The sequence below is a fragment of the Rhodococcus oxybenzonivorans genome (genome assembly GCF_003130705.1).
In the GTDB taxonomy this organism is placed as follows: domain Bacteria; phylum Actinomycetota; class Actinomycetes; order Mycobacteriales; family Mycobacteriaceae; genus Rhodococcus_F; species Rhodococcus_F oxybenzonivorans.
Genome location: NZ_CP021354.1, coordinates 5,283,347 through 5,302,470, shown reverse-complemented (window position 1 = coordinate 5,302,470; position 19,124 = coordinate 5,283,347). Strand labels below are relative to the sequence as shown.

Sequence of the window (19,124 nt, the reverse complement as noted above, 5' to 3'; positions counted from 1 at the left end):
CGACCTGCGGATCGGGAGGCAACCCACCTCCTTCCCCCACGCTTCTGCCACACCTAGACTGGTTCCATGGTCCTGACGTGGCCATCCATCCCGCGGGGGCCCGAGATCAGCGCCCTCGCGCGGGATTCGACGCGTGTCATCGTCATCGTCGGCGCGGTTGGGGTGGGAAAGACCACCTTGGCACAGAAGATCGTGTGCGAACGTGACTGCGAGGCAGTCTGGGTCGTCGGGACGGACTCGTTGCGCGGCGTTCCGCTGGGTGCATTCGCTTCGGCCGTGAATATTGGTGCGGCAGCGGATCCCGACACCGCACTCACGAGCGCTGTGATCGCACTCCGGGAATGCACGACAACCCTTGTCGTCGACGATGCGGACCGGCTCGATCCGCTGTCCACCACTCTGCTCCGATGTCTGATCGACGATGGGAGTGTTCGACTCGTCGTGACGCTCGGCGGCCGCGGATCACGACCGAGTACCGCGATTCTCCCCGACGGCGTCCTGCATCGAGTCGAACTCGACGCGTTCACTCGTGACGAAGCGATGAGGGTGATCGAAACTGCTCTCCGCGGGCCGATGGACGACGTCGGCGCGCAATGGTTGTGGAATATGTCGGAGGGAAACCCGCTCTACCTCCGGCATCTCGTCGAAGGATCATGGAAGTCCGGCCTGTTCGAGCGGTCCGACGGCGTGTGGAGATTGCGATCGCGGCCCGTTGTCAGCACGGAGTTGGCATCGCTGCTCGGGTCGCGGTTGCGGAACGTGCCTCCCGACGTGCTCGACGCGCTCCGGCTGGTGGCTCTGGAAGAGGGCATCGACGTCGACGTCCTCCAGCGCGCCACGTCACCTGACGCCGTTGCTGCCGCACACTGCAACGGACTTCTGCGGTTTCGCTCCGAGGGCCTGGGCTGCGTCGCGACACTCAGCCATCCGATCCTGGGCGAGGTGCTACGTGAGCAGCTGGGCGCTCTGGCCGCCCGCGTACTGCGAGGACGGATTGTTCGCGCCCACCTTGCAGGTGATTCGCCGAGCGACACGTTGCGGCTGGCGACGCTCGCGCTTGACAGTGACGCCGAGATCGATGTCGCTCGAACGGTAGAGGCGGCGGAATCCGCGCTCGAACTGTGTGACTATGCGCTCGCCGAACGCCTCGCCCAGGCGGCCCTGTCCCGAGGAGGCGGAATCAGAGCGGCCATGGTCGCGGCACGGGCGATGACGTGGCAAGGACGGGTGAACGATGCCGACACGCTGCTCGCGGCCGTTGATCCTGCGGAGATGTCCGAAGCCGAATCACTCACGTGGGGGATGTGGCGTGCCACGGCCTTGTTTTTCGCCGACCGTGAGGCCGCCGCGCGGGAGAAGCTAGCCGACATGCGTGCTCGCGTGACGGGCCGCCACGGACGGGATGTTGTCACATCCGTGGAGTTGACCTTCGACTTCTTCGCCAATGACGTGCCGCGATCGCTCGAGTTGACTCGAGGCCTCTTCGGGCCTGGAGAAGGGACGCCGCCGGCTTTGGCGCTTGCAGCGTCCATCGGTGGCGCAGCGCTTGCGCGAGCGGGTCGCACAGATCAGGTCCGAGGTGTCACCACGCGTGGTGCGGAGGCGGCAAAGGAGGTGGGATTCATGCTCGGGCACATGCAGATCGGTGTTGCCGAGGTCTTCGCCGCCACCGTATCGGGACAGCTCGACAGCCTCGATTCGGTACTCGAACGCTACGTGCCCACCCACCGAGGCAGAGCAAACTGGGTGGTCGACATGTACATTCGCGGGCTTGCTCATCTCGCAGTGGGTCGTGCGGCCGACGCAGAGGATCAGTTCCGGCGCGGTCGGGCCGCGGCGATGGACGGGGACCCCCGATCTGGCTGACGTTGAGTGTAATCGGACTGTGTCAAGCTCTGGGCATGCAGGAGCGGACCGATGATGCCACCGAAGCACTTGCTGCTGCGGAGTCGTCGTTCGGTGCCCACATGGCGTCGTTCGAACCCGATCTGTTGCTCGCACGCGCCTGGATGCTGGCGGCGCGTGGCGAGCATCGTGAGGCAATCGCGGCCGCACGCAAGGCTGCGAGGCTGGCTCACGCCGGGTCGATGTTCGGTGTCGAGACGGTGGCGTTGCACACCTCGGTCCGATTTGGAGACCGATCCGCCACGGGCCGACTGCGGGCATTGACCCATTCGGTGGACGGTCCCTTGGTGTGTGTGGCTGCCGCTCAGTCGCACAGCTTCGGTGTGCGAGACGGTCACGGATTAGACCGTGTCGCAGCGGAATTGGAAAGGATGCACGCCTACCTACTCGCAGCTGATGCGGCCGCGCAGGCTGCAATCGTGCATCGGCGGCATGGTGACGATGCCAGTCGGCAGTTGTCGACGGCAGCAGCCCGTAGGCTCGCCGGCCTGTGCCCCGGTGCGAAGACACCCGCGATACGTGCTCTCGATAGTCCTTCGTGGCTGACACCTCGTGAAGTCGGCATCGCCTCGCTCGTCGTGATCGGTATGACCAACCGGGAGATCGCTCAACGATTGACGTTGTCGGTACGCACCGTCGAAGGTCACGTGTATCGGATGTCCACAAAACTCGGCGTCGACAATCGGAAATCGCTGGTGAGCAGACTCATGATCGGACCCGACGCCTAGCGGCAGGTCCCCATCGCGACAGTCTCGGCCATCTCTTCGCGATCGCGCACATCGAGTTTCATCAGGACGTGGTAGACGTGTCCTTCGACTGTGCGTGCCGATACACCCAGTCGTTGAGCGATTTCCTTGTTCGTGAGCTCGCCGGCTGCAAGTGCAGCGACGGCCCTTTCGCGGGGTGTCAGCGGTAGCGGGGCCGCCGATGCGAATATCGCGGGGGTCCAGGCGTCGTCACACTTCTGCGCCAGTGCGTACGCCCGCGTGGAGGAGCGGAGTTCCTCGCGGCGATTACCGGCATGACGGTATGCCCCCGCAGCGTGGGCGTACGTGTCCGCAGCCAGAAGAGAGGCACCCAGGAATTCGAATTTGTGGGCAGCAGCGACCAATCCATTACCGTCGGAGTCGGCGAGTGCGGACGCGTGGTCCACCATCGGGCCGATCAGCAGCCCGTCGACGGCAGTCGAGAGGGCGTGCAGCTGAACGGCCGAAGCGCTGTCTCCGAACCGGACGGCCGTATGCGCTGCCTCCGCGGCAACGGCTAGGAGACCCGCCTCCTCGGCGTCGGCGGCAGCGCGACGTGCCAACCCGATCGCGCGGCCGAGGTTACCGGAAGCGGCGGAGATCCAGGCGCGCGAAATCGCAACGTCAGATCGGTAGAGATGTCGGTGTTCGCCCAAGGATGCCTCTGCCTGCGCGAGCGCATTAACCGCCTCCTGGTTCTGTCCAGAGACAGTGAGGACCCTGGCCAGGAGAAGGTTGGCGACAACGCGCCGTTCGGGACTGGATGTGTCGAGGACCGCTGCGGCTTCCGTCAATCTCTTGTGTGCGTCACCGATTCGTCCCCTGGCCAAGTCGAGTTTCCCGACCAGCGAGCTGATGCCGAACCATGCGGCATCGTGGTGTCGCGCCAGCTCGAGGTAGCGGTCGGCAGCCAGTTCCGCCTCAGCGAATCGACCTGTGTAGATGAGCGCCGTGATATGACCGTGGCCGATGGAGAACCGCAGCACAGCTGTGTCGGGTTGAGTGAGGTGGAGCGATTCATCGGCCAGGAAGGCTGCCTCATCTCCGTGTCCCATCATCGCGAGACCCATGCAGCTCGCGCTCGCCGCCCACATTCTCGCGGCTGAGGGAGCGTTCGGCGAGTGGCGAACCTGAGCTGCGGCCTCCGTTGCTGCGACTACCCGTCCGGCCGAGACGTCGATGGCCGCGCGCGCCGCCTCCACACAGTGGCGTCCTGCTGGACTGGCGACCTGTGCGTAGGCAGTTTTCAGGATCCTGTATGCGCTGGGGAGCGCGTCGAGGTTCCAGAACAGGTTTCCCGCCCTCAGCACTGCCCACCGGGTGTAGTCGGATTCCGGCCTGTTCACCGGATCGAGTGAGGCCAGGACTCGTTCCGCCTCGCCACCTCGGTCCGTCCACGCCAGTGCGCCTGCGCGAAGGAGTTGAGCCCGGAACCCGGCGCCCTCGGCAGAGGCCGCACGCGCGAGTTCTTCAGCGTTGGCGAAGGAGCAGAGCGCAGTCGCATCCGCGGCAGCCGCGGTGAGCGACTGCGGACTTCGACGATGGTCGGTACCGATGGAGAGTGCAGCAGCCCGAATGCGTGCGAGCGGTTCCCTGGCGTCCGCGCCGAGTAGCGTCGCGAGGTCCCCACGAATGCGGCGTGCCTCCGCACCATCCACCTGCTGTCGCACAACCTCCCCGAGGAAGGGGTGAGCCAGCCGAGCCACAACAGTCCCGCCTTCTGCGCCGAAACGGACCAATCCGGTGCATTCGACCGCCAGCATCGACTCTGTGCTGGTCAGCGCCTCGAGAACTGCCACGTTGATAGGTTCGCCGAAGGCTACTACTTCGAGAGCCCGCTTGGCGGCCGCCGGTACTGCTGCACACCGGTGACGCAGCTGCAGTGCGCATTCCTCGGTGATGGTCGGCTCGCCGCGCAGCTGCCAGATGCCGTTGCAGCAGATCAGCCGGCCGTCGGCCAACGAACCCTCCACCAGGTGACGGAGAAAGCGGGGATTTCCCTGCGATGCCGCCGCGATCCGCGCCGAACTCTTGCTGTCCACCGGGCCCCCGAGTGCGGCGATCAGGACGGTATCGATTTCGTCACGGCCGAAGCAGCCGAGGGTGACTCGGGAGAATCCGCGGTCCTTCCAGAGTGCCGAAATTGCCTCGGGGACCGGCACTCCCGTCTGAAGCGCGACTACCAGTGAGAGGGTAGGAGTGGTGGCGATCTGGTTCAGAATGTCGGCCGAGAGCGGGTCGAGCAAGTGTGCATCATCCACCACGACGGTCCCGTCCCTATTTTCCTCTGTGACCGTCCGGCAAATCCTCGACAAGGTCACTGCCGCATTCCAGGGGTCCGGGCTGTCGATCACACGCGAGAAGGCCCCGAACGGAGTGCTACTCGTAGTCGCGTTGCCGGCCAGCCGGGTGGTCGGGCCATCACGAAACTTCAGGAATCCCGCCATCAGTGTCGTCTTTCCCGCGCCCGAGGCACCGTCGACGATCACTCCGCGGGGGCCGGTGGCGCAGCCTACGGCCTCGGCGATCGCTTGTGCCTCCGCGCGCCTCTCGATCACCGGCCAGGGCTGGTGCATACGAACGAGCCTAGTCGGTTTGTTTCCAGTCCGAAACCGTGCCGACCTCGGTGGACGCCAGATACGACGCAGCACACTCACGCGAACGTAGCGGCGAGAAATGCGGAGACGTAGGCAAGCCCGAAGAGGATCGGGATCCACTGCTCGATATGGGACAGGGGCCAGTACCGGGACCGGTCGTTCCCCTCACCCAAGGCCCACCATTCGGCACGCCAGAACGGCGAGGCCGGTAGGCGTTCCTCGAGGGCGCCGACGACCTGATATTTCGCGCTGTTCAGGAGGCGGTAACTTCGAACCAGATAGAACCAGGCGAAACACTGACCGAGCACCGCGATCAGCGGGATCACCAGCCACCACGTCCGGTCCGGAAGTGGGATCTTTCCGAAGGCAGCCACGAGGGCGAAGATGCCGGTGTTGAGGCTGAGGAAGAACGAGTTGGTCAAGCCTCGTCGGGCGCTGACCCGGTCGGCCATCTCTACGTAGATCCGGTATTGATCGAGCACCGCGCTCTCATAGGGGATGGCGCGGCCATGAGATCCCGGTTTGTCTTGCGGGTCGTTCCAGAGTCGGTGACACAGCTCGGATCGGCGATCGTCGGCCTGCATCGTCTACCTCCTACTGGCATCGGCCGGTTTTGTGCGCCTTCACTTCCCGGTGGGGGCGTCGTCGGTGGGAATCGGAAGCCCGGGGCAGACTTCGACATAGTCGATGTCGGGTGAAACCCATTCGCGCCACTGCCGGTGGCTCATATTCATGGTGAGCTTGCCGCATAAATTGGCTGCCCACGCTGCCGGTGTGATGGCCCATTGCCAGATCTGGCCGTCGAGACCGCCGGAGACGATCGACCCTCCGTTCGGGCTGAATGCCACACTGCGCACCATGTCCGCATGTCTGCTCATGGGCGGGCCGATCGGCATGCCGATGTCCGTATCCCACAGCCGTACCGAGCGGTCGTAGCCGGCGTAGGCGATGCGGCGGCTGTCCGGTGCGAATGCCACGCTCGCAAGCGGACCCGCCTGCCCGTTCAGAGGTTCGCCGGCCGGTTGACGGGTTTCGGGATCCCACAGTCGGATGGTGCCGTCGATACCGCTGGAGGCGATGCGCTGCCCGTCCGGGGCGAACGCCACGGTCGTGACCTCGCCCTGGTGTCCGGTCATCGGTTCGCCGATGGGTTGGCGGGTGTCGGCGTCCCACAGTCGGATGGTGCCGTCGCTGCCGCCGGAGGCGATTTGCCGACCGTCCGGGGCGAACGCCACGCTCACCACTGCATCCCGGTGTCCGGTCATCGGTTCGCCGATGGGTTGGCGGGTGTCGGTGTCCCACAGTCGGATGGTGCCGTCGCTACCGCCGGAGGCGATTTGCCGCCCGTCCGGGGCAAACACCACGCTGAATACATGATCCTGGTGCCCGGTCATCGGCTCGCCGATGGGCTGGTGAGTGTCCGCGTCCCACAGTTGCACGGTGCCCGACTGGAAAGTCGTGCTTTCGGACGCTGGGGCGAAAGTGCCAGAGACGATACGCCGTCCGTCCGGGGAAAACGCCACGCTCATCACCACGCCTTGTCCGGATATCAGTTCGCCGATCGGCGCACCGATATCCGGGTCCCACAACTGCAGGGTGCCGTCAGCACCGGCCGAGACGAAACGCCGCCCGTCCGGGGCGAACGCCACGCTCATCACACTGCCTTGGCCGGCTGAATAGATATCGACGTCCCACACCCGTACCGTGCCTTCGTCGCCGCCGCCAGAGACGACCCGTTGGCCGTCCGGGCTGAAGGTTGTAGAGACGACCCAACTTTCGTGTCCGATCATGGGTTCCCCGAGCAGTTCTCCGGTGTCGGCGTCCCACAGCCGTACGGTGCCGTCGGCGCCGCCGGAGACGATCCGTGTCCCGTCGGGGGCGAAGGCCACACTCGCTACTGCACCAGCGTGTCCGGTCATGGGCTCGCCTATGGGTGCTCCGGTGTCGGCGTCCCACAGCCGTACGGTGCCGTCACCGCCGCCGGAGGCGATGCGCTGACCGTCCGGGGCGAATGCCACGCTCACGACCATGCCGTCGTGCTCGGTCATGGGTGCGCCGGTGGGTACTCCGGTGTCTGCATCCCACACTCGTACGGCGCCATGGACGGGTCCGCCGGAACCGACAACGAGGCGGCGCCCGTCCGGGGCGAATGCCACGCTCAAAATCATGCCGTCATGCTCGGTCATCGGTGCTCCGAGCGGTGCTCCGGTGTCCGCGTTCCATACCTGAACTGCGCCGTGATTGACCAAGCCGCTTGCAGCTACCTCACTCGAACCAGTGACGATCCGCCTTCCGTCCGGACTGAACTCCACGCTCGACACTTCGCCGAGGGCCACGGTCATCGGTGTGCCGAGTGGTGCTCCGGTGTCCGCATCCCACACCCGCACCGTGGTGGCGCCGCCGGACGCAATGCGCCGCCCGTCCGGACTGAATCTCACAATGACCACCTCGCCCTGGTTTCCGGTCATGGGCGTGTCGATCGGCTTGCCGGTATCGGCGTCCCACAGCCGTACGGTGCCGTCGGCACCGCCGGTGACGATGCGCTGCTCGTCCGGCGAGAGCGCAATGTCCTTCACGTCCGTTGCTGTGGTCTCTGCGATGTCGAGCAGTTCCTTCCGTGCGAGCACCGCGTCGAGCAGGGCAGCCTGCTCTGGTTCGGAGCCGATCGACTGCGCGGCCAATATCTGTTTCAGCGCGCGTGCGTCACCGCCGGGTCGGGCGCCCGCGAGCATCGACTGGGCTTCCGATACCAGCCGCAGGGCAATCGCCTGGTTCCGCTGGCGTATCGACTCCTGCCGTTGCACGAATGCGAGCGTCGCCGCGGCGACCGCGAGGACAGTCAACAAAACCAGGCCGGTGATGGCGGCTCGCCGTAGGCGCCGGAAGCGTCGTTGTTCGCGCAAATCCTCACCGGCCAGGGCATATTTGGGCTTGCCGTGGATGGGAGCGGCAAGATCGGTAATCTTCTCCCGGAACATCGGTGACGCGGGATCCCACGGCGCGTCCTCGGTGACGTCGACATAGAAGGGCTCGGCGGCGAGAATCCCCGGCTGCGTCAGGACCGGCAGGGCCACATCGGACCGGTCCGGGTCGAACCGTCCAGACGCCTCGTCCCAGGTCAGATGACCGCCGGTAACGACGAACAACAGCCGGTCCGGTCCATGCCGTTCGAGCCAGTGGGTGACCTCCTTGTTCACCCAGCCCGACGCGACGGAATGAGGCGACAGCACCACGATCAGGTACCGGGCGCGGCCCATCGCCTCGGTCACCCTGCCCCACAGGTCGGGACTGGCGATCAAATCGGTGGCATCGCGGAATACCCGCAACGCTTGCAGCTGGCCCATTCGACGGCCGATGCGGTGCAGACCCTTCTGGATGCCGGCGGCGACCGGCCGATCATCGTGGGCGTAGGAGATGAAGGCGTCGTACTCGAACCGCTCTTCTTCTCCGCGAGTTTGCTGCTGCCGCGGAACCTGCGCAGCCTGAGCACACATCGGTGATTCCTCCGCTCTCGAGCCTGTGCCGAGTCACGTGGACGGGACTATTCGAGCCTGACGTAAACGAGCCCGGATATCGCGAGTAGTCGACTACTCGGCTTTTCGCGGCGAGCTTGTCGATGGTGAGTTTCGCCAGGTCGTGACCAGCGGGATCTGGATCGGCGCAGTTGCGGTGCCCTGAATCCACAGTGGTGAGTGAGAACCCACCCCATTCATCCTCGGCGGCGTTTGGCGCGGGCGGCGAATTCGTCGAGGACGCTGACGACGTCCTTGGCTTGCCAGATTCGGTTGCGTCGTCCGTCGGTGATTTGGGTGAGTATTCCGGCGTCGACCAGGCGGTCGATCGCGATTTGCGCGTTGGCGCCGGTGACCCCCAGCGTGGAAGTGACGAGCTTGCTGTGGACGACCGGTTGGCGAAGGAGGAGTTCGGCGAGGCGGTGTACCGCCGCGTCTCGTCGCGCCGTCACCCGGGTGCGCCAGTCGGCTCGAACCGTTTCCAGGTCCCGGACGAGGGTGCGGCCGTTGGCGACGGCGGCGAATGATGCCTCCGCGATCGACTGCACGATCAGCTCGAGGTTGCCCGAACGGTACTCGCCGAGGGCTTCGAAATAGGTGGCGGTGTCGTGCAGCAGGCCCGCGGACACCGGTACGGCGACGCTGCGGGTGAGCTGCCCGCCGCGCAGCAGCGCCTGGATCAGGGCGCGACCGACGCGCCCGTTGCCGTCAGGGAACGGGTGGATGGTTTCGAACTGTGCGTGTGCGACCGCTATTTGGGCGACCACGGCTACGTCAACCCGGTTGGCGAAGGCGACCAGGTCGTCGATCAGTTCGGGAACGCGGTCGTGATGTGGGGGGACGAATTGTGCGGTGTGTGATCCGAGGCTTCCGCCGCCGATCCAGACCTGCTGTTGCCGCCATCGGCCGCCGGTGTTCGAATCGCAGTGTTCGAGCAGTGCCCGGTGCATCTGCAGGATCGCGTCGGCGTCGATGCGGTCGGACAACTCCAATGCGGCCTGCATGGCCCGGACGTTTCCGACGATCAGGCGGGCGTTGCGGGAGGCGTGCTCGCCGAGTTCGGCCAGCGCGATCTGGCGTGCCCCGCTGGTGAGGTTCTCGATCTCCGAACTCGATGCACTCTCGGTGCGCAGCAGAATGGATGCGAACGGGGCGGTGATGTGGCCGACCTCGGCGTCGAAGCGGGTGAGTTCGGTCGCCGCTTCCTCCGTCAGCGCCTGCAGTTCTCCGTTCAGTGAGATGGTCCGGTTCGCGATGAATGGCGGTACCGCCGCGCGGTAGGGGCCGGCGGTGAGGCGACGTTCGCGTCGAGATCCGTAGTCGGTGGTGCTGACCCAGGGATGGTCCTCGTAGGCGACGGGCGGCCATCGCTGTCCATCGCCAACCGATGTCATACCCGGACCATACTATTGGTTAGTAATCTATCCAATGGTATGAGTGGTGTACTCGGTGAGAAACGGATCATGATGAACAGGCGTAAACCGCTGGGTGTTCGCAGGTTGTGACCCAGCGGGATCAGAGCCTCCTTGTTAGCGTGACAGCGTGAAAGCTCGTGAGGAATCCGCTGTGCCGCTCGAGCGGCACACGGCCGGCCTCACGCGGTACGACGAGTACGCGATAACGATTCCGGCATCCGGTGACCGCGCGCTCGTCCTGGTGCCGCAGGGAGTGGCACCAGCCGCAGCCGTCTACTACCTTCACGGACGCACGGCCGATGAAACGTCGATCGATGAACGGGCCGGCGTACGCGACGGTCTGCTCGACGCCGGGTTTGTCGTTGTCAGCCCGTACCTGCACGGCGATCTGTGGGGAAACCGAGATGCCCAGGACGCGTTGGGTGCCCTCCACGACTGGGTGTCGTGCCGGTGGCCGGTGTCGCGCCGGTTCCTGATCGGCGAGTCGATGGGTGCGACCACCGCCGCCAACGCGATCCGCCTGCGGGAAATGCAGTGGAAGGGAGCTGTATTGGTCGCTCCGTCATTGTCGATGCGAGCGGTCTGGGAGCGGGGAGAGCATGGCCGCGACACCCTCGCGGCGGCGTACGGGCTGTCGGCCGACGAGCACGACCTGGAGTCGAAGACTGAAGCATGGGATGCCGTTCGCCACGAGCCGGACGCCTATGCGGGCGTGCCGATCCGCGTGTACGCGTCGCCGGAGGATGCGGTGGCGAACATCGACGAAGTGACCGGGCCGTGGGTGCAACGGCTGCGCGCCGCGTCGATGACCGCAGAGTTGGTCGTCGTGAGCGGCGAACACGTGTCGTCCGACCACTTCCGCGTCGACGACATCGTGGCCTTCTTCACGAACCAGTCGTGAGCATGCGATAGCGCTATGACCGTTGGCCGGTCCCAGGCGGCTAGGTCGCCAGTCCGAACATCTCAGCTTCGACCAACGCGGTCAACGCCGCTTCGCCGACCGGCTCTGTGGGCTGCATCGGCACGACCGCGACCCGCGGGTGCGCGACGACATCGATTTCCGATTGCTCCGCCGCAGCCCGCCGCCGGAGCAGGTCGGACATCGGCTGTGCGGCGGCAAGCGAGTTGTTGATTATCCACGCCGACGGCGTGATTCCTGCGCGTTGCAGGTCGGCTTGTAAGCCTTCGGCCTCGAGCCGCGGAACGGTTTCGGCGAGGGTAACCAACAGGATCTTCGTCTCCTCCGGGTTCTGCAACCGCATCAAGGGAGTCGTGAAATTCGTGCTGTCACCCATCTGGCGGGCGATCTCCCGGTGGTATGACCCGGTGGCGTCGAGGAGTAGCAGGGTGTGTCCGGTGGGGGCGGTGTCGACGACGACGAACTTGCGCCGAGATTCGTGGATGACCCGCGAGAAGGCTTGGAAGACGGCGACTTCCTCGGTGCACGGGGAGGCTAGGTCCTCGGCGAGGGTGGCGCGGCCCTGTTCGTCGAGGGCGGCGCCTTTGGTGGCCAGCACTCGATCCCGATACTGCGCGGTGGCCTCGGCCGGATCGATCCGAGACACCTCGAGGCACGCGAGGTGTCCGTCGAGCGTGTCGGTCAGATGGGCAGCCGGATCGGTGGTGGTCAGGTGCACGTCATGTCCTCGCTGCGCCAGGGCGACAGCGATCGCGGCGGCGAGGGTGGTCTTGCCGACCCCGCCCTTGCCCATGCACATGATCAGCCCGTGATCGGCTTCGGCGAGTTCGTCGATGAGGGCGGACAGCGGCGCCTGCGGCACCGGTGTTGCTTCTGCTGCGATGGCCTGCGGCGTGGCGGCAGGATTCGCCGTGAACAGGCTCTCGAGTGCGCTGATGCCGACCATGTTGGTGGCCTTGAGCTCGACCCGGTCGGAGGGCAGAGCGCACAGCTCACGGGGAAGATCATCGAGGGCGGCCTGTTCGCGCCGGTAGATCGCGGCAGAGAGCTCGTCCCCGTCCTCGGGAGCGGGGAGGACACCGTTGATCACGACGTACTGGTGGATTAGCCCGATGTCGGCGAGTTCGATATGGGTGCGGGCGATTTCGGCGAGCGGGGATCGCTGCGCCCGGGCGACCAGAACCAGCCGGGTGCGCTGCGGGTCGGCGAGGGCGGCGACCGCGTCCGCGTAGATGCCGCGTTGCTTTTCGAGCCCGGACATCGGGCCCAGGCAGGAGGCATCGCCTTTTCCGTCGTTCAGGAAGTCGGTCCACGATCCGGGCAGTTGCAGCAGCCGGATGGTGTGCCCGGTGGGGGCAGTGTCGAAGAGCACGTGGTCGAAGTCGGCGACGGTGTCGTGGTCGGTGAGCAGGGCGGTGAACTCGTTGAACGAAGCGATCTCGGTGGTGCATGAACCCGACAGCTGCTCGGTGATCGACGCCAATTCCTTCTCCGGCAACAACCCCCGCACGGGTCCGATGATGCGTTCGCGGTAGGCGTCGGCGGCCTGCCCAGGGTCGATCTCGAGCGCCGACAATCCGGGCACGGCGAGAACGTCGGTAATGGTGTTGCCGATCGTCAGCCCGAACACTTGCCCGACATTCGACGCCGGGTCGGTACTGACCAGCAGGACCTTGCGGCCGGCGCGGGCGAGGTGAATAGCTGCGGCGCAAGCGATGGAAGTCTTCCCGACCCCGCCCTTACCGGTGAAGAACAGGAAGCGGGGCGGGGAGTCGAGAAACTTCATAACAGGCAGAGCCTTTCAGCAGCAGCTGGAACCGTTGTCGTCTGGGGCGCAGCAAGATCCGGCGTCGGTGAGCCCGAGCATGGCGACCCCGGCCGGAGCCGCGGACGGAGCCTCGGTAAGTCCGGCCCACTTGGCGAGCTGGGCGCGGTCGGGATAGCGGCCGGTCTGCGCGGTGACCCCGTCGACGAGCACCAGCGGTAGACCCTCGGATCCGGAAACCTGCAGGAACGCTTTGACCGGTTCCCGCTCGGCGAATGCGAGGGGTTCGCTGGCGAGGTTGAACCGGGCGATGTCTCCGCCCTGGGAGCGGACCCAGTCCATGTCGGCGGAGAAGGTGACCAACGCCTGGTCGACGTCGTCGCCGCAGACGCCGGTATTGCAGCACAGGGCGGGTTCGAATATTTCGATGGTGCTCACGAGCAGGTTCTCCTCGGATATCAGGGCTGGGTGGTGCGGAGTTGGGCGGCGAGCTGATCGACGCGGGCGGCGATGTCGTCGCGGACCAGGCGCATCCGCTCGATCCCGTCGATGCCGCGGTCGGACGGCTCATCGGTGTCCCAGTTCTCGAACCGGGTCCCGTCCACGGGGGCGACGTGGGCTTCGCGGCCGAGGGTGACCACCACGTCGACATCTCGAACCAGCTGCGGGTCAATGGGTGTCGGAGTTTCACCGGCGATGTCGACACCGACCTCGAGCAGGGACTGCGCTGACAGGGCGTTGACGGCGGTGCCGGGCTTGGTTCCGGCGGAGTACACGTCGACGTCGTTGCCGGCTGCTTTTCGCATCAGCCCGGCAGCCATCTGGGATTTGCCGCCGTTCTTCACGCACACGAACAACACGGACGGTTTCGTCATCGGTCGGTCTCCGTCTCAGGCGGTGGCGGGAACGAGTTCGGCGATCAGCGCCTCGACCCGGGAGCGAATGTCGTCGCGGATCGGACGGACCGCCTCGACGCCCTTACCGGCCGGGTCCTCGAGTGCCCAGTCGCGGTAGCTGACCCCAGGAAAGACGGGGCAGGCGTCGCCGCAACCCATGGTGATGACCACGTCGGAGGTGTGGACGGCGTCGGGGGTGAGGATCTTCGGCGACTGGCCGGAGATGTCGATGCCGATTTCGGCCATGGCCTCCACAGCGGCGGAGTTGATGGTCTCGGCCGGGGCGGATCCGGCGGAGCGGACCTCGATCTGATCACCCGCGAGGTGGGTGAGGAATCCGGCGGCCATCTGGGAGCGGCCGGCGTTGTGGATGCAGACGAACAGCACGCTGGGTCGGGAAGCCATGCGAAATGCCTTTCGGAGGTAGGTGTCGATCAGGAGTCGTGATTGTCGAGCGTCACGGCTGGCGTGGGCGTGCGCTGCTCGGCGAATCTCCTACGCAGAGCGAGCGAGACGTACACGAGTCCGACGAGGACGGGCACCTCGATCAGTGGGCCGACGACACCGGCGAGTGCTTGGCCGGAGGTGGCGCCGTAGGTGGCGATGGCGACGGCGATGGCGAGTTCGAAGTTGTTGCCCGCGGCGGTGAACGCCAGGGTGGTGGTGCGCTCGTACCCGAGACCCATTGCGGCGCCGAGGGCGTAGCCGCCACCCCACATGATGGCGAAGTAGGCGAGTAGCGGGATCGCGATGCGGACGACGTCGAGCGGCTGGGAGGTGATCTGCTCGCCCTGCAGGGCGAAGAGGATGACGATGGTGAACAGCAGCCCGTAGAGCGCCCACGGCCCGATGCGGGGGATGAACTTGCTCTCGTACCAGATACGGCCCTTTGCCTTTTCGCCGTAGCGGCGGGTGAGGTAGCCGGCGAGCAGCGGGATGCCGAGGAAGATGAGCACCGACTTCGCGATCTGCCACGGAGAGGTGTCGATGGTGGTTTGCTCGAGGCCGAGCCAACCAGGCAGGACCGAGAGGTAGAACCAGCCGAGGACGGCGAACATGATCACCTGGAACACCGAGTTGATCGCCACCAGCACGGCGGCGGCCTCGCGGTCACCGCAGGCGAGGTCGTTCCAGATGATCACCATGGCGATGCAGCGGGCCAGCCCGACGATGATCAAGCCGGTGCGGTACTCGGGCAGATCCGGCAGCAATAGCCAGGCCAGGGCGAACATCAGCGCCGGGCCGAGGACCCAGTTCAGCACGAGGGACCCGATGAGGAGTTTGCGGTCGCCGGTGACCGTGTCGAGACGGTCGTAGCGGACCTTCGCCAGCACCGGGTACATCATGATCAGCAGACCGAGGGCGATCGGCAGGGAAATTCCGTCGACCTCCACCGCGGACAGGGCATCACCCAGACCGGGGATCATCCTGCCCAGCAGCAGCCCGGCCACCATGGCGACGCCGATCCACACCGGCAGATATCGGTCGAGGGTAGACAGTTTGCCGACGACGGCCGGGTGGTGTTCGGTGGTGGTTGCCTCGCTCATGCCGGCACCTCCGCCGCGCATGTCTCGGACGGTACGACGGGTCCACCTTCGGTGAGTAGCACCGCGGACAGCTGCTGCAACGCGGAGGGGACCACCCAGTAGTAGACCCAGGTGCCGCGGCGTTCGCAGTCCAGCAGTCCCGCCGACCGGAGCACCTTCAGGTGATGGGAAATCGTCGGCTGGGACAGGTCGAACGTTTCGGAGATGTCGCACACGCACGCCTCCCCACCTGCGTGAGAGGCCACGAGGCTGAGCAGGCGCAGGCGGACCGGGTCACCGAGGGCCTTGAACATCCGGGCCAGATCGCCGGCCCAGTCCTCGGTCAACGGTTCGCGTACCAGCGGTGAGCAACACGCACCACTCTCCGACAGTTCCTGATTCGACATAAGTCGATATTGACAGACATCGAATCAGTGCACAAATGAACAGTCGATGAATGGGCTTGAGTACATGCTTTTCTGGATACAGAAGCAGATGTATCGTTTGGGTGTGGATACTCTCGTGCACGGTGATGCGCTTGCCCGTTTCGGGTATGCGCTCTCGGATTCGACGCGCACACAGATCCTGCTGCGTCTGCGGACAGCGCCGGGCTATCCGTCCGAGTTGGCCGAGCAGATCGGGGTGTCGCGGCAGATCCTGTCGAATCATTTGGCGTGCCTGCGGGGCTGTGGACTTGTGGTCGCCGTTCCCGAGGGGCGACGGGCTCGCTACGAACTGGCGGATCCTCGTATCGGGCGTGCGCTCGACGACTTGATCGGTCTGGTCCTGGCCGTCGATCCGTCCCATTGCCCGACGGCGGATTCCGACGGGTGCTGCTGATGGCGTCAGATCTCGGCACCCCGGGGATGCGGCCACCCGGTCTCTCGGCGGATCGTCGCCAGTTGCTCTCGCGCCGGATTCGGTGGTTGGTGGCCGCGACGATCAGTTACAACGTGCTCGAGGCGGTCATCGCGTTGACCGAGGGCGCTAGGGTGTCGTCTGCCGCGCTGATCGGATTCGGGCTGGACTCCGTGATCGAGGTGTCCTCGGCGTTCGCCGTGGCCTGGCAGTTCGCGGGCAAGGATCCCGAAGCGCGCGAGAAGATCGCGCTGCGGATCATCGCTTTCTCTTTCTTCGGACTCGCGCTGTATGTGAGCGTCGACGCTCTCCGGTCACTGGTGGGGTTGGACGAAGCGCAACATTCGAGTATCGGAATCGGTTTGGCTGCTGTGAGTTTGGCGGTCATGCCGGTGCTGTCCTGGGCGCAACGGCGAGCCGGGCGTGAACTCGGCTCCCTCTCGGCGGTCGCCGACTCCAAGCAAACCCTGCTGTGCACCTACCTGTCCGCCGTCCTCCTGGTCGGCCTGCTGGTCAACAGCCTGTTCGGCTGGTCCTGGGCGGATCCGATCGCCGCGCTGGTGATCGCGGTGATCGCCGTCAAGGAAGGGCTCAACGCCTGGAAGGGCGAGAGCTGCTGTGTCGCGCCGGTCAATCCCCGCCCCGATACTGCAGCGCATGGCTCCGAGTGTTGCGGCGACTGAAGTAAGGCGCTCGAAATCCGCCGCCGCGGATCCCGGCTCAGGCCGGTGCGGGTGAGGTATCGGTGGCCGCGGGCAGCAGACGCGGCACCAACCGGACGTAGATCACCATGCCGACGACCTCGACGAGGGTCTGGGTGACCACGACCACCGCGGCGACCGCGAGATGGTCGGGCAGGGCCAGCGCGAGGGGCAGCACGACCAGGGAGTTGCGGGTCGCTCCGCTGAACAGCACGGCCCGCCCGGACGGCGGGTCCAACCGACACAACCGGGCGACCAGCAGTCCCGCGAACGCCATTACCACCAGGAACGCCACGTAGAAGGGCACCACCGCGGCCACATCGGCAACCTGGCCCTCGAGCTTCGGCACCTGGGAGGCGACCACCACCAGCAGGGTGGCCGCCATCAGCGGCACCATCGTTGCGGTCGCCGCCGCCGATGCGCTCCGCCCCGATTCCGCACGCGCCGACCAGAACTGGGTGGCCCACGCCAACGCGAGGGGGATGACGATCAAGACGATGAACGCGGTGACGAACGGTCCGACGTCGACGATATCGGACAGATCCGAACCGAGAAACAGCACGAGAAACACCGGGAGCAGCAGCATCTGGGTGAGCAACAGCAACGGGGTCGCAGCGAGGAGACGGCTGCTGCTGCCGCCGGCTAGCCCGGAGAAGACGATCACATAGTCCACGCACGGGCACAGCAATACCAGCAGCAGACCGATCCGCACCGCCTGGTCGGCGGGCAGAAAGGTGAACATCGCGGCGACGACGAGCGGGGCGAGCAGGAAGTTGACCGCCAGGACGGCCGCCAGGAACCGGCCCTCACGCAGGGACCGCAGCAGTTCGGCGGCCGGCACCTGCAGGAACGTCACGAACAGCAGCGCGCCAAGGACCGGGTTGATCGCGTGCTCGAGGCCAGGGCCCGCTGCCGGTGCGGTCCAGCCGATTCCGGCGCCGGCGACCATCGCCGCGAGGTAGATCGCCACCTGGTGCTGTTCCATTCGCGCGACCACGCCCTGCGGCTGTGCAACTGCTCGTCTCCCTCGCGGTTCGTTTCTGCCTACTCCAAGGCGCGGTCATTGTCGCGCACGTGGGTCGGCGACCGGTCATCGTCGGCCGGTCGCCGTCATGCCCTCACTCCGAACAGCTCGGTCACCAGCGGTTCGGCCGCCTCGGGGGCGCACACACTCAACACCAGGGTGCCGGGGGTCAACAGCAGAGTCGTGGCCGGCACCGCGGCGAGCGCCGCGAGCTAAGAAATCCTGTACGTGCTCATGTCATCGACGGTAAACCTTCAACTCGACTCGAAGGTCAAGTCGAAGGTTGGGAACACCGTTCAGGTCGTCGCTGCGCTGCGGCGTTCGAGGAAGACGGTGTCGCGCCACACACCGTCGAGTTGGGCGATGCGTTCGCGGACGCCGACGGTGCGGAATCCGGCGGAGTGGTGCAGGGCGATGCTGGCCCTGTTTTCCGGGAAGATCGACGTCTGCAGCGTCCAGATACCCGCGTCGTCGGCGGCGATGACCTGGGTGCGCAGCAGGGTCTTGCCGACGCCGCGCCCGCGCATGCCGTCGGCGACGTAGATCGAGTTTTCGGCGACGCCTCGGTAGCAGTCCCGTCCGGACGTCGGGCTCAGCGTGGCCCAGCCGGCCACCGTACCGTCGATCTCGGCGACCCACCGATGATCGGGGAGCCACTGTGCGTCCAGGGATTTCCGGGTGGGCACTTCGGTGGTGAAGGTGGCGGTGCGGGTGGCGATGCCCTCGCCGTAGATCCGGCGCACGTCCTCCCAGTCCTCGTCTGTCATGGGACGGATGGTCACGTCGCCGGGTAGGTCGTCCGGGCAGCACGGGCGCGAGGTCAGCACACCCATGACCGCGTCCGCGGCGTGTGGCAGTCCGGTGCAGCAGGAGGGGTTGACCGTGACGACGGTGCTGGTGCGGCTTTTGTTCAGGGTGACGAAGCCGACGTCCGCGAGCTTGCGGACGTGATGCGAGACGGTGGGCTGTCCTATTTCGAGGGCGTCAGCGAGCTCACCGACCGTGATCCCGGCAGGCCGGGATGCGACCTGGTGCAGCAGCCGAACCCGGGTGGGGTCGGCCAGGCAGGCGAACCAACCGGCGTAGGTGACCGCATCTTCGGTGGCCAGCGCATCGTTCGGGCGGGTAGTCCGGACGGCCGACATCTCCACGGAGCTCATGACTTCACTATATCGATATACATCGATGGTTGCATTCATCGACGAGCATCGATACTCTCCGAAATCAGTAGATCGATGAACGTCGATGGAAGGATCTCGA

At 65.9% G+C, this 19,124-nt stretch carries 17 protein-coding genes; 5 read left to right on the top strand and 12 right to left on the bottom strand.

Going from position 1 to position 19,124, the window contains the following annotated elements; all coding sequences use genetic code 11:
• The first annotated feature begins 66 nt into the window (after positions 1-66).
• Together CBI38_RS24675 and CBI38_RS24670 are read left to right on the top strand one after the other, a co-directional pair.
• On the top strand, positions 67-1,866 hold the full coding sequence (locus CBI38_RS24675; RefSeq protein ID WP_109333007.1) for an ATP-binding protein: 1,800 nt from the start codon (positions 67-69) through the stop codon (positions 1,864-1,866).
• Between the two features lie 35 nt (positions 1,867-1,901).
• Positions 1,902-2,633: a helix-turn-helix transcriptional regulator gene (locus CBI38_RS24670; protein ID WP_109333005.1), complete on the top strand. Its 732-nt coding sequence runs from the start codon at positions 1,902-1,904 to the stop codon at positions 2,631-2,633.
• Here CBI38_RS24670 and CBI38_RS24665 read toward each other — a convergent pair.
• The 4 genes from CBI38_RS24665 to CBI38_RS24650 all read right to left on the bottom strand — a co-directional run bounded on the left by CBI38_RS24665 (position 2,630) and on the right by CBI38_RS24650 (position 10,154).
• Positions 2,630-5,227: a LuxR C-terminal-related transcriptional regulator gene (locus CBI38_RS24665; protein WP_109333003.1), complete on the bottom strand. Its 2,598-nt coding sequence runs from the start codon at positions 5,225-5,227 to the stop codon at positions 2,630-2,632. The genes CBI38_RS24670 and CBI38_RS24665 overlap by 4 nt on opposite strands.
• A gap of 77 nt (positions 5,228-5,304) precedes the next feature.
• The gene (locus CBI38_RS24660) at positions 5,305-5,832 is read right to left on the bottom strand and encodes a RipA family octameric membrane protein (protein ID WP_109333001.1); all 528 of its coding nucleotides are present in this window, start codon (positions 5,830-5,832) and stop codon (positions 5,305-5,307) included.
• Positions 5,833-5,871: 39 nt separating this feature from the next.
• The gene (locus CBI38_RS24655) at positions 5,872-8,742 is read right to left on the bottom strand and encodes a TIR domain-containing protein (protein WP_109332999.1); all 2,871 of its coding nucleotides are present in this window, start codon (positions 8,740-8,742) and stop codon (positions 5,872-5,874) included.
• Between the two features lie 215 nt (positions 8,743-8,957).
• Positions 8,958-10,154 carry a Fic family protein gene (locus tag CBI38_RS24650; protein WP_109332997.1) on the bottom strand — a complete coding sequence of 399 codons (1,197 nt, stop codon included), beginning with the start codon at positions 10,152-10,154 and terminating at the stop codon, positions 8,958-8,960.
• Positions 10,155-10,302: 148 nt separating this feature from the next.
• Here CBI38_RS24650 and CBI38_RS24645 point away from each other — a divergent pair, with 148 nt between their 5' ends.
• A complete protein-coding gene (locus tag CBI38_RS24645; protein ID WP_109332995.1) occupies positions 10,303-11,076 on the top strand; it encodes an alpha/beta hydrolase family protein in 774 nt (257 codons plus the stop codon).
• A 40-nt stretch (positions 11,077-11,116) separates the two neighbouring features.
• Here CBI38_RS24645 and arsA read toward each other — a convergent pair whose 3' ends face one another.
• From arsA to CBI38_RS24615, 6 genes are read right to left on the bottom strand one after another with little or no spacing between them, the layout of a single operon-like run.
• Positions 11,117-12,880 (bottom strand): arsenical pump-driving ATPase, encoded by a 1,764-nt coding sequence (gene arsA / locus CBI38_RS24640; protein WP_109332993.1) that lies wholly within the window; start codon positions 12,878-12,880, stop codon positions 11,117-11,119.
• A 15-nt stretch (positions 12,881-12,895) separates the two neighbouring features.
• Positions 12,896-13,297 (bottom strand): arsenite efflux transporter metallochaperone ArsD, encoded by a 402-nt coding sequence (gene arsD / locus CBI38_RS24635; protein ID WP_109332991.1) that lies wholly within the window; start codon positions 13,295-13,297, stop codon positions 12,896-12,898.
• 20 nt (positions 13,298-13,317) lie between these two features.
• On the bottom strand, positions 13,318-13,734 hold the full coding sequence (locus CBI38_RS24630; protein ID WP_109332989.1) for an arsenate-mycothiol transferase ArsC: 417 nt from the start codon (positions 13,732-13,734) through the stop codon (positions 13,318-13,320).
• Between the two features lie 15 nt (positions 13,735-13,749).
• Positions 13,750-14,160, bottom strand: a complete 411-nt coding sequence (locus tag CBI38_RS24625; RefSeq protein WP_109332987.1) for an arsenate reductase ArsC — start codon at positions 14,158-14,160, stop codon at positions 13,750-13,752.
• 29 nt (positions 14,161-14,189) lie between these two features.
• A complete protein-coding gene (arsB, locus tag CBI38_RS24620; RefSeq protein WP_109335334.1) occupies positions 14,190-15,302 on the bottom strand; it encodes an ACR3 family arsenite efflux transporter in 1,113 nt (370 codons plus the stop codon).
• On the bottom strand, positions 15,299-15,688 hold the full coding sequence (locus CBI38_RS24615; protein WP_109332985.1) for an ArsR/SmtB family transcription factor: 390 nt from the start codon (positions 15,686-15,688) through the stop codon (positions 15,299-15,301). Before CBI38_RS24615 ends, arsB begins: the two co-directional genes overlap by 4 nt.
• Positions 15,689-15,791: 103 nt before the next feature.
• Here CBI38_RS24615 and CBI38_RS24610 point away from each other — a divergent pair, with 103 nt between their 5' ends.
• Both CBI38_RS24610 and CBI38_RS24605 read left to right on the top strand, forming a co-directional pair.
• Positions 15,792-16,121, top strand: a complete 330-nt coding sequence (locus tag CBI38_RS24610; RefSeq protein ID WP_204164996.1) for an ArsR/SmtB family transcription factor — start codon at positions 15,792-15,794, stop codon at positions 16,119-16,121.
• Positions 16,121-16,822, top strand: a complete 702-nt coding sequence (locus CBI38_RS24605; RefSeq protein ID WP_109335333.1) for a cation diffusion facilitator family transporter — start codon at positions 16,121-16,123, stop codon at positions 16,820-16,822. The genes CBI38_RS24610 and CBI38_RS24605 overlap by 1 nt, the downstream gene beginning before the upstream one ends.
• A gap of 37 nt (positions 16,823-16,859) precedes the next feature.
• Here the strand turns inward: CBI38_RS24605 and CBI38_RS24600 are convergent, their stop codons facing one another.
• Positions 16,860-17,825, bottom strand: a complete 966-nt coding sequence (locus CBI38_RS24600) for an arsenic resistance protein (protein WP_109332983.1) — start codon at positions 17,823-17,825, stop codon at positions 16,860-16,862.
• Between the two features lie 335 nt (positions 17,826-18,160).
• Positions 18,161-19,024: a helix-turn-helix domain-containing GNAT family N-acetyltransferase gene (locus CBI38_RS24590; protein ID WP_109332981.1), complete on the bottom strand. Its 864-nt coding sequence runs from the start codon at positions 19,022-19,024 to the stop codon at positions 18,161-18,163.
• Positions 19,025-19,124 lie beyond the last annotated feature (100 nt).

Coding starts and splice junctions, on each gene's coding strand:
- arsB (WP_109335334.1), bottom strand. CDS start 15,302: ATGAGCGAGGCAACCACCACCGAACACCACCCGGCCGTCGTCGGCAAA.
- CBI38_RS24625 (WP_109332987.1), bottom strand. CDS start 14,160: ATGGCTTCCCGACCCAGCGTGCTGTTCGTCTGCATCCACAACGCCGGC.
- CBI38_RS24670 (WP_109333005.1), top strand. CDS start 1,902: ATGCAGGAGCGGACCGATGATGCCACCGAAGCACTTGCTGCTGCGGAG.
- CBI38_RS24605 (WP_109335333.1), top strand. CDS start 16,121: ATGGCGTCAGATCTCGGCACCCCGGGGATGCGGCCACCCGGTCTCTCG.
- CBI38_RS24600 (WP_109332983.1), bottom strand. CDS start 17,825: ATGGAACAGCACCAGGTGGCGATCTACCTCGCGGCGATGGTCGCCGGC.
- CBI38_RS24655 (WP_109332999.1), bottom strand. CDS start 8,742: ATGTGTGCTCAGGCTGCGCAGGTTCCGCGGCAGCAGCAAACTCGCGGA.
- CBI38_RS24615 (WP_109332985.1), bottom strand. CDS start 15,688: ATGTCGAATCAGGAACTGTCGGAGAGTGGTGCGTGTTGCTCACCGCTG.
- CBI38_RS24660 (WP_109333001.1), bottom strand. CDS start 5,832: ATGCAGGCCGACGATCGCCGATCCGAGCTGTGTCACCGACTCTGGAAC.
- CBI38_RS24590 (WP_109332981.1), bottom strand. CDS start 19,024: ATGAGCTCCGTGGAGATGTCGGCCGTCCGGACTACCCGCCCGAACGAT.
- CBI38_RS24650 (WP_109332997.1), bottom strand. CDS start 10,154: ATGACATCGGTTGGCGATGGACAGCGATGGCCGCCCGTCGCCTACGAG.
- CBI38_RS24675 (WP_109333007.1), top strand. CDS start 67: ATGGTCCTGACGTGGCCATCCATCCCGCGGGGGCCCGAGATCAGCGCC.
- CBI38_RS24630 (WP_109332989.1), bottom strand. CDS start 13,734: ATGACGAAACCGTCCGTGTTGTTCGTGTGCGTGAAGAACGGCGGCAAA.
- CBI38_RS24665 (WP_109333003.1), bottom strand. CDS start 5,227: ATGCACCAGCCCTGGCCGGTGATCGAGAGGCGCGCGGAGGCACAAGCG.
- arsA (WP_109332993.1), bottom strand. CDS start 12,880: ATGAAGTTTCTCGACTCCCCGCCCCGCTTCCTGTTCTTCACCGGTAAG.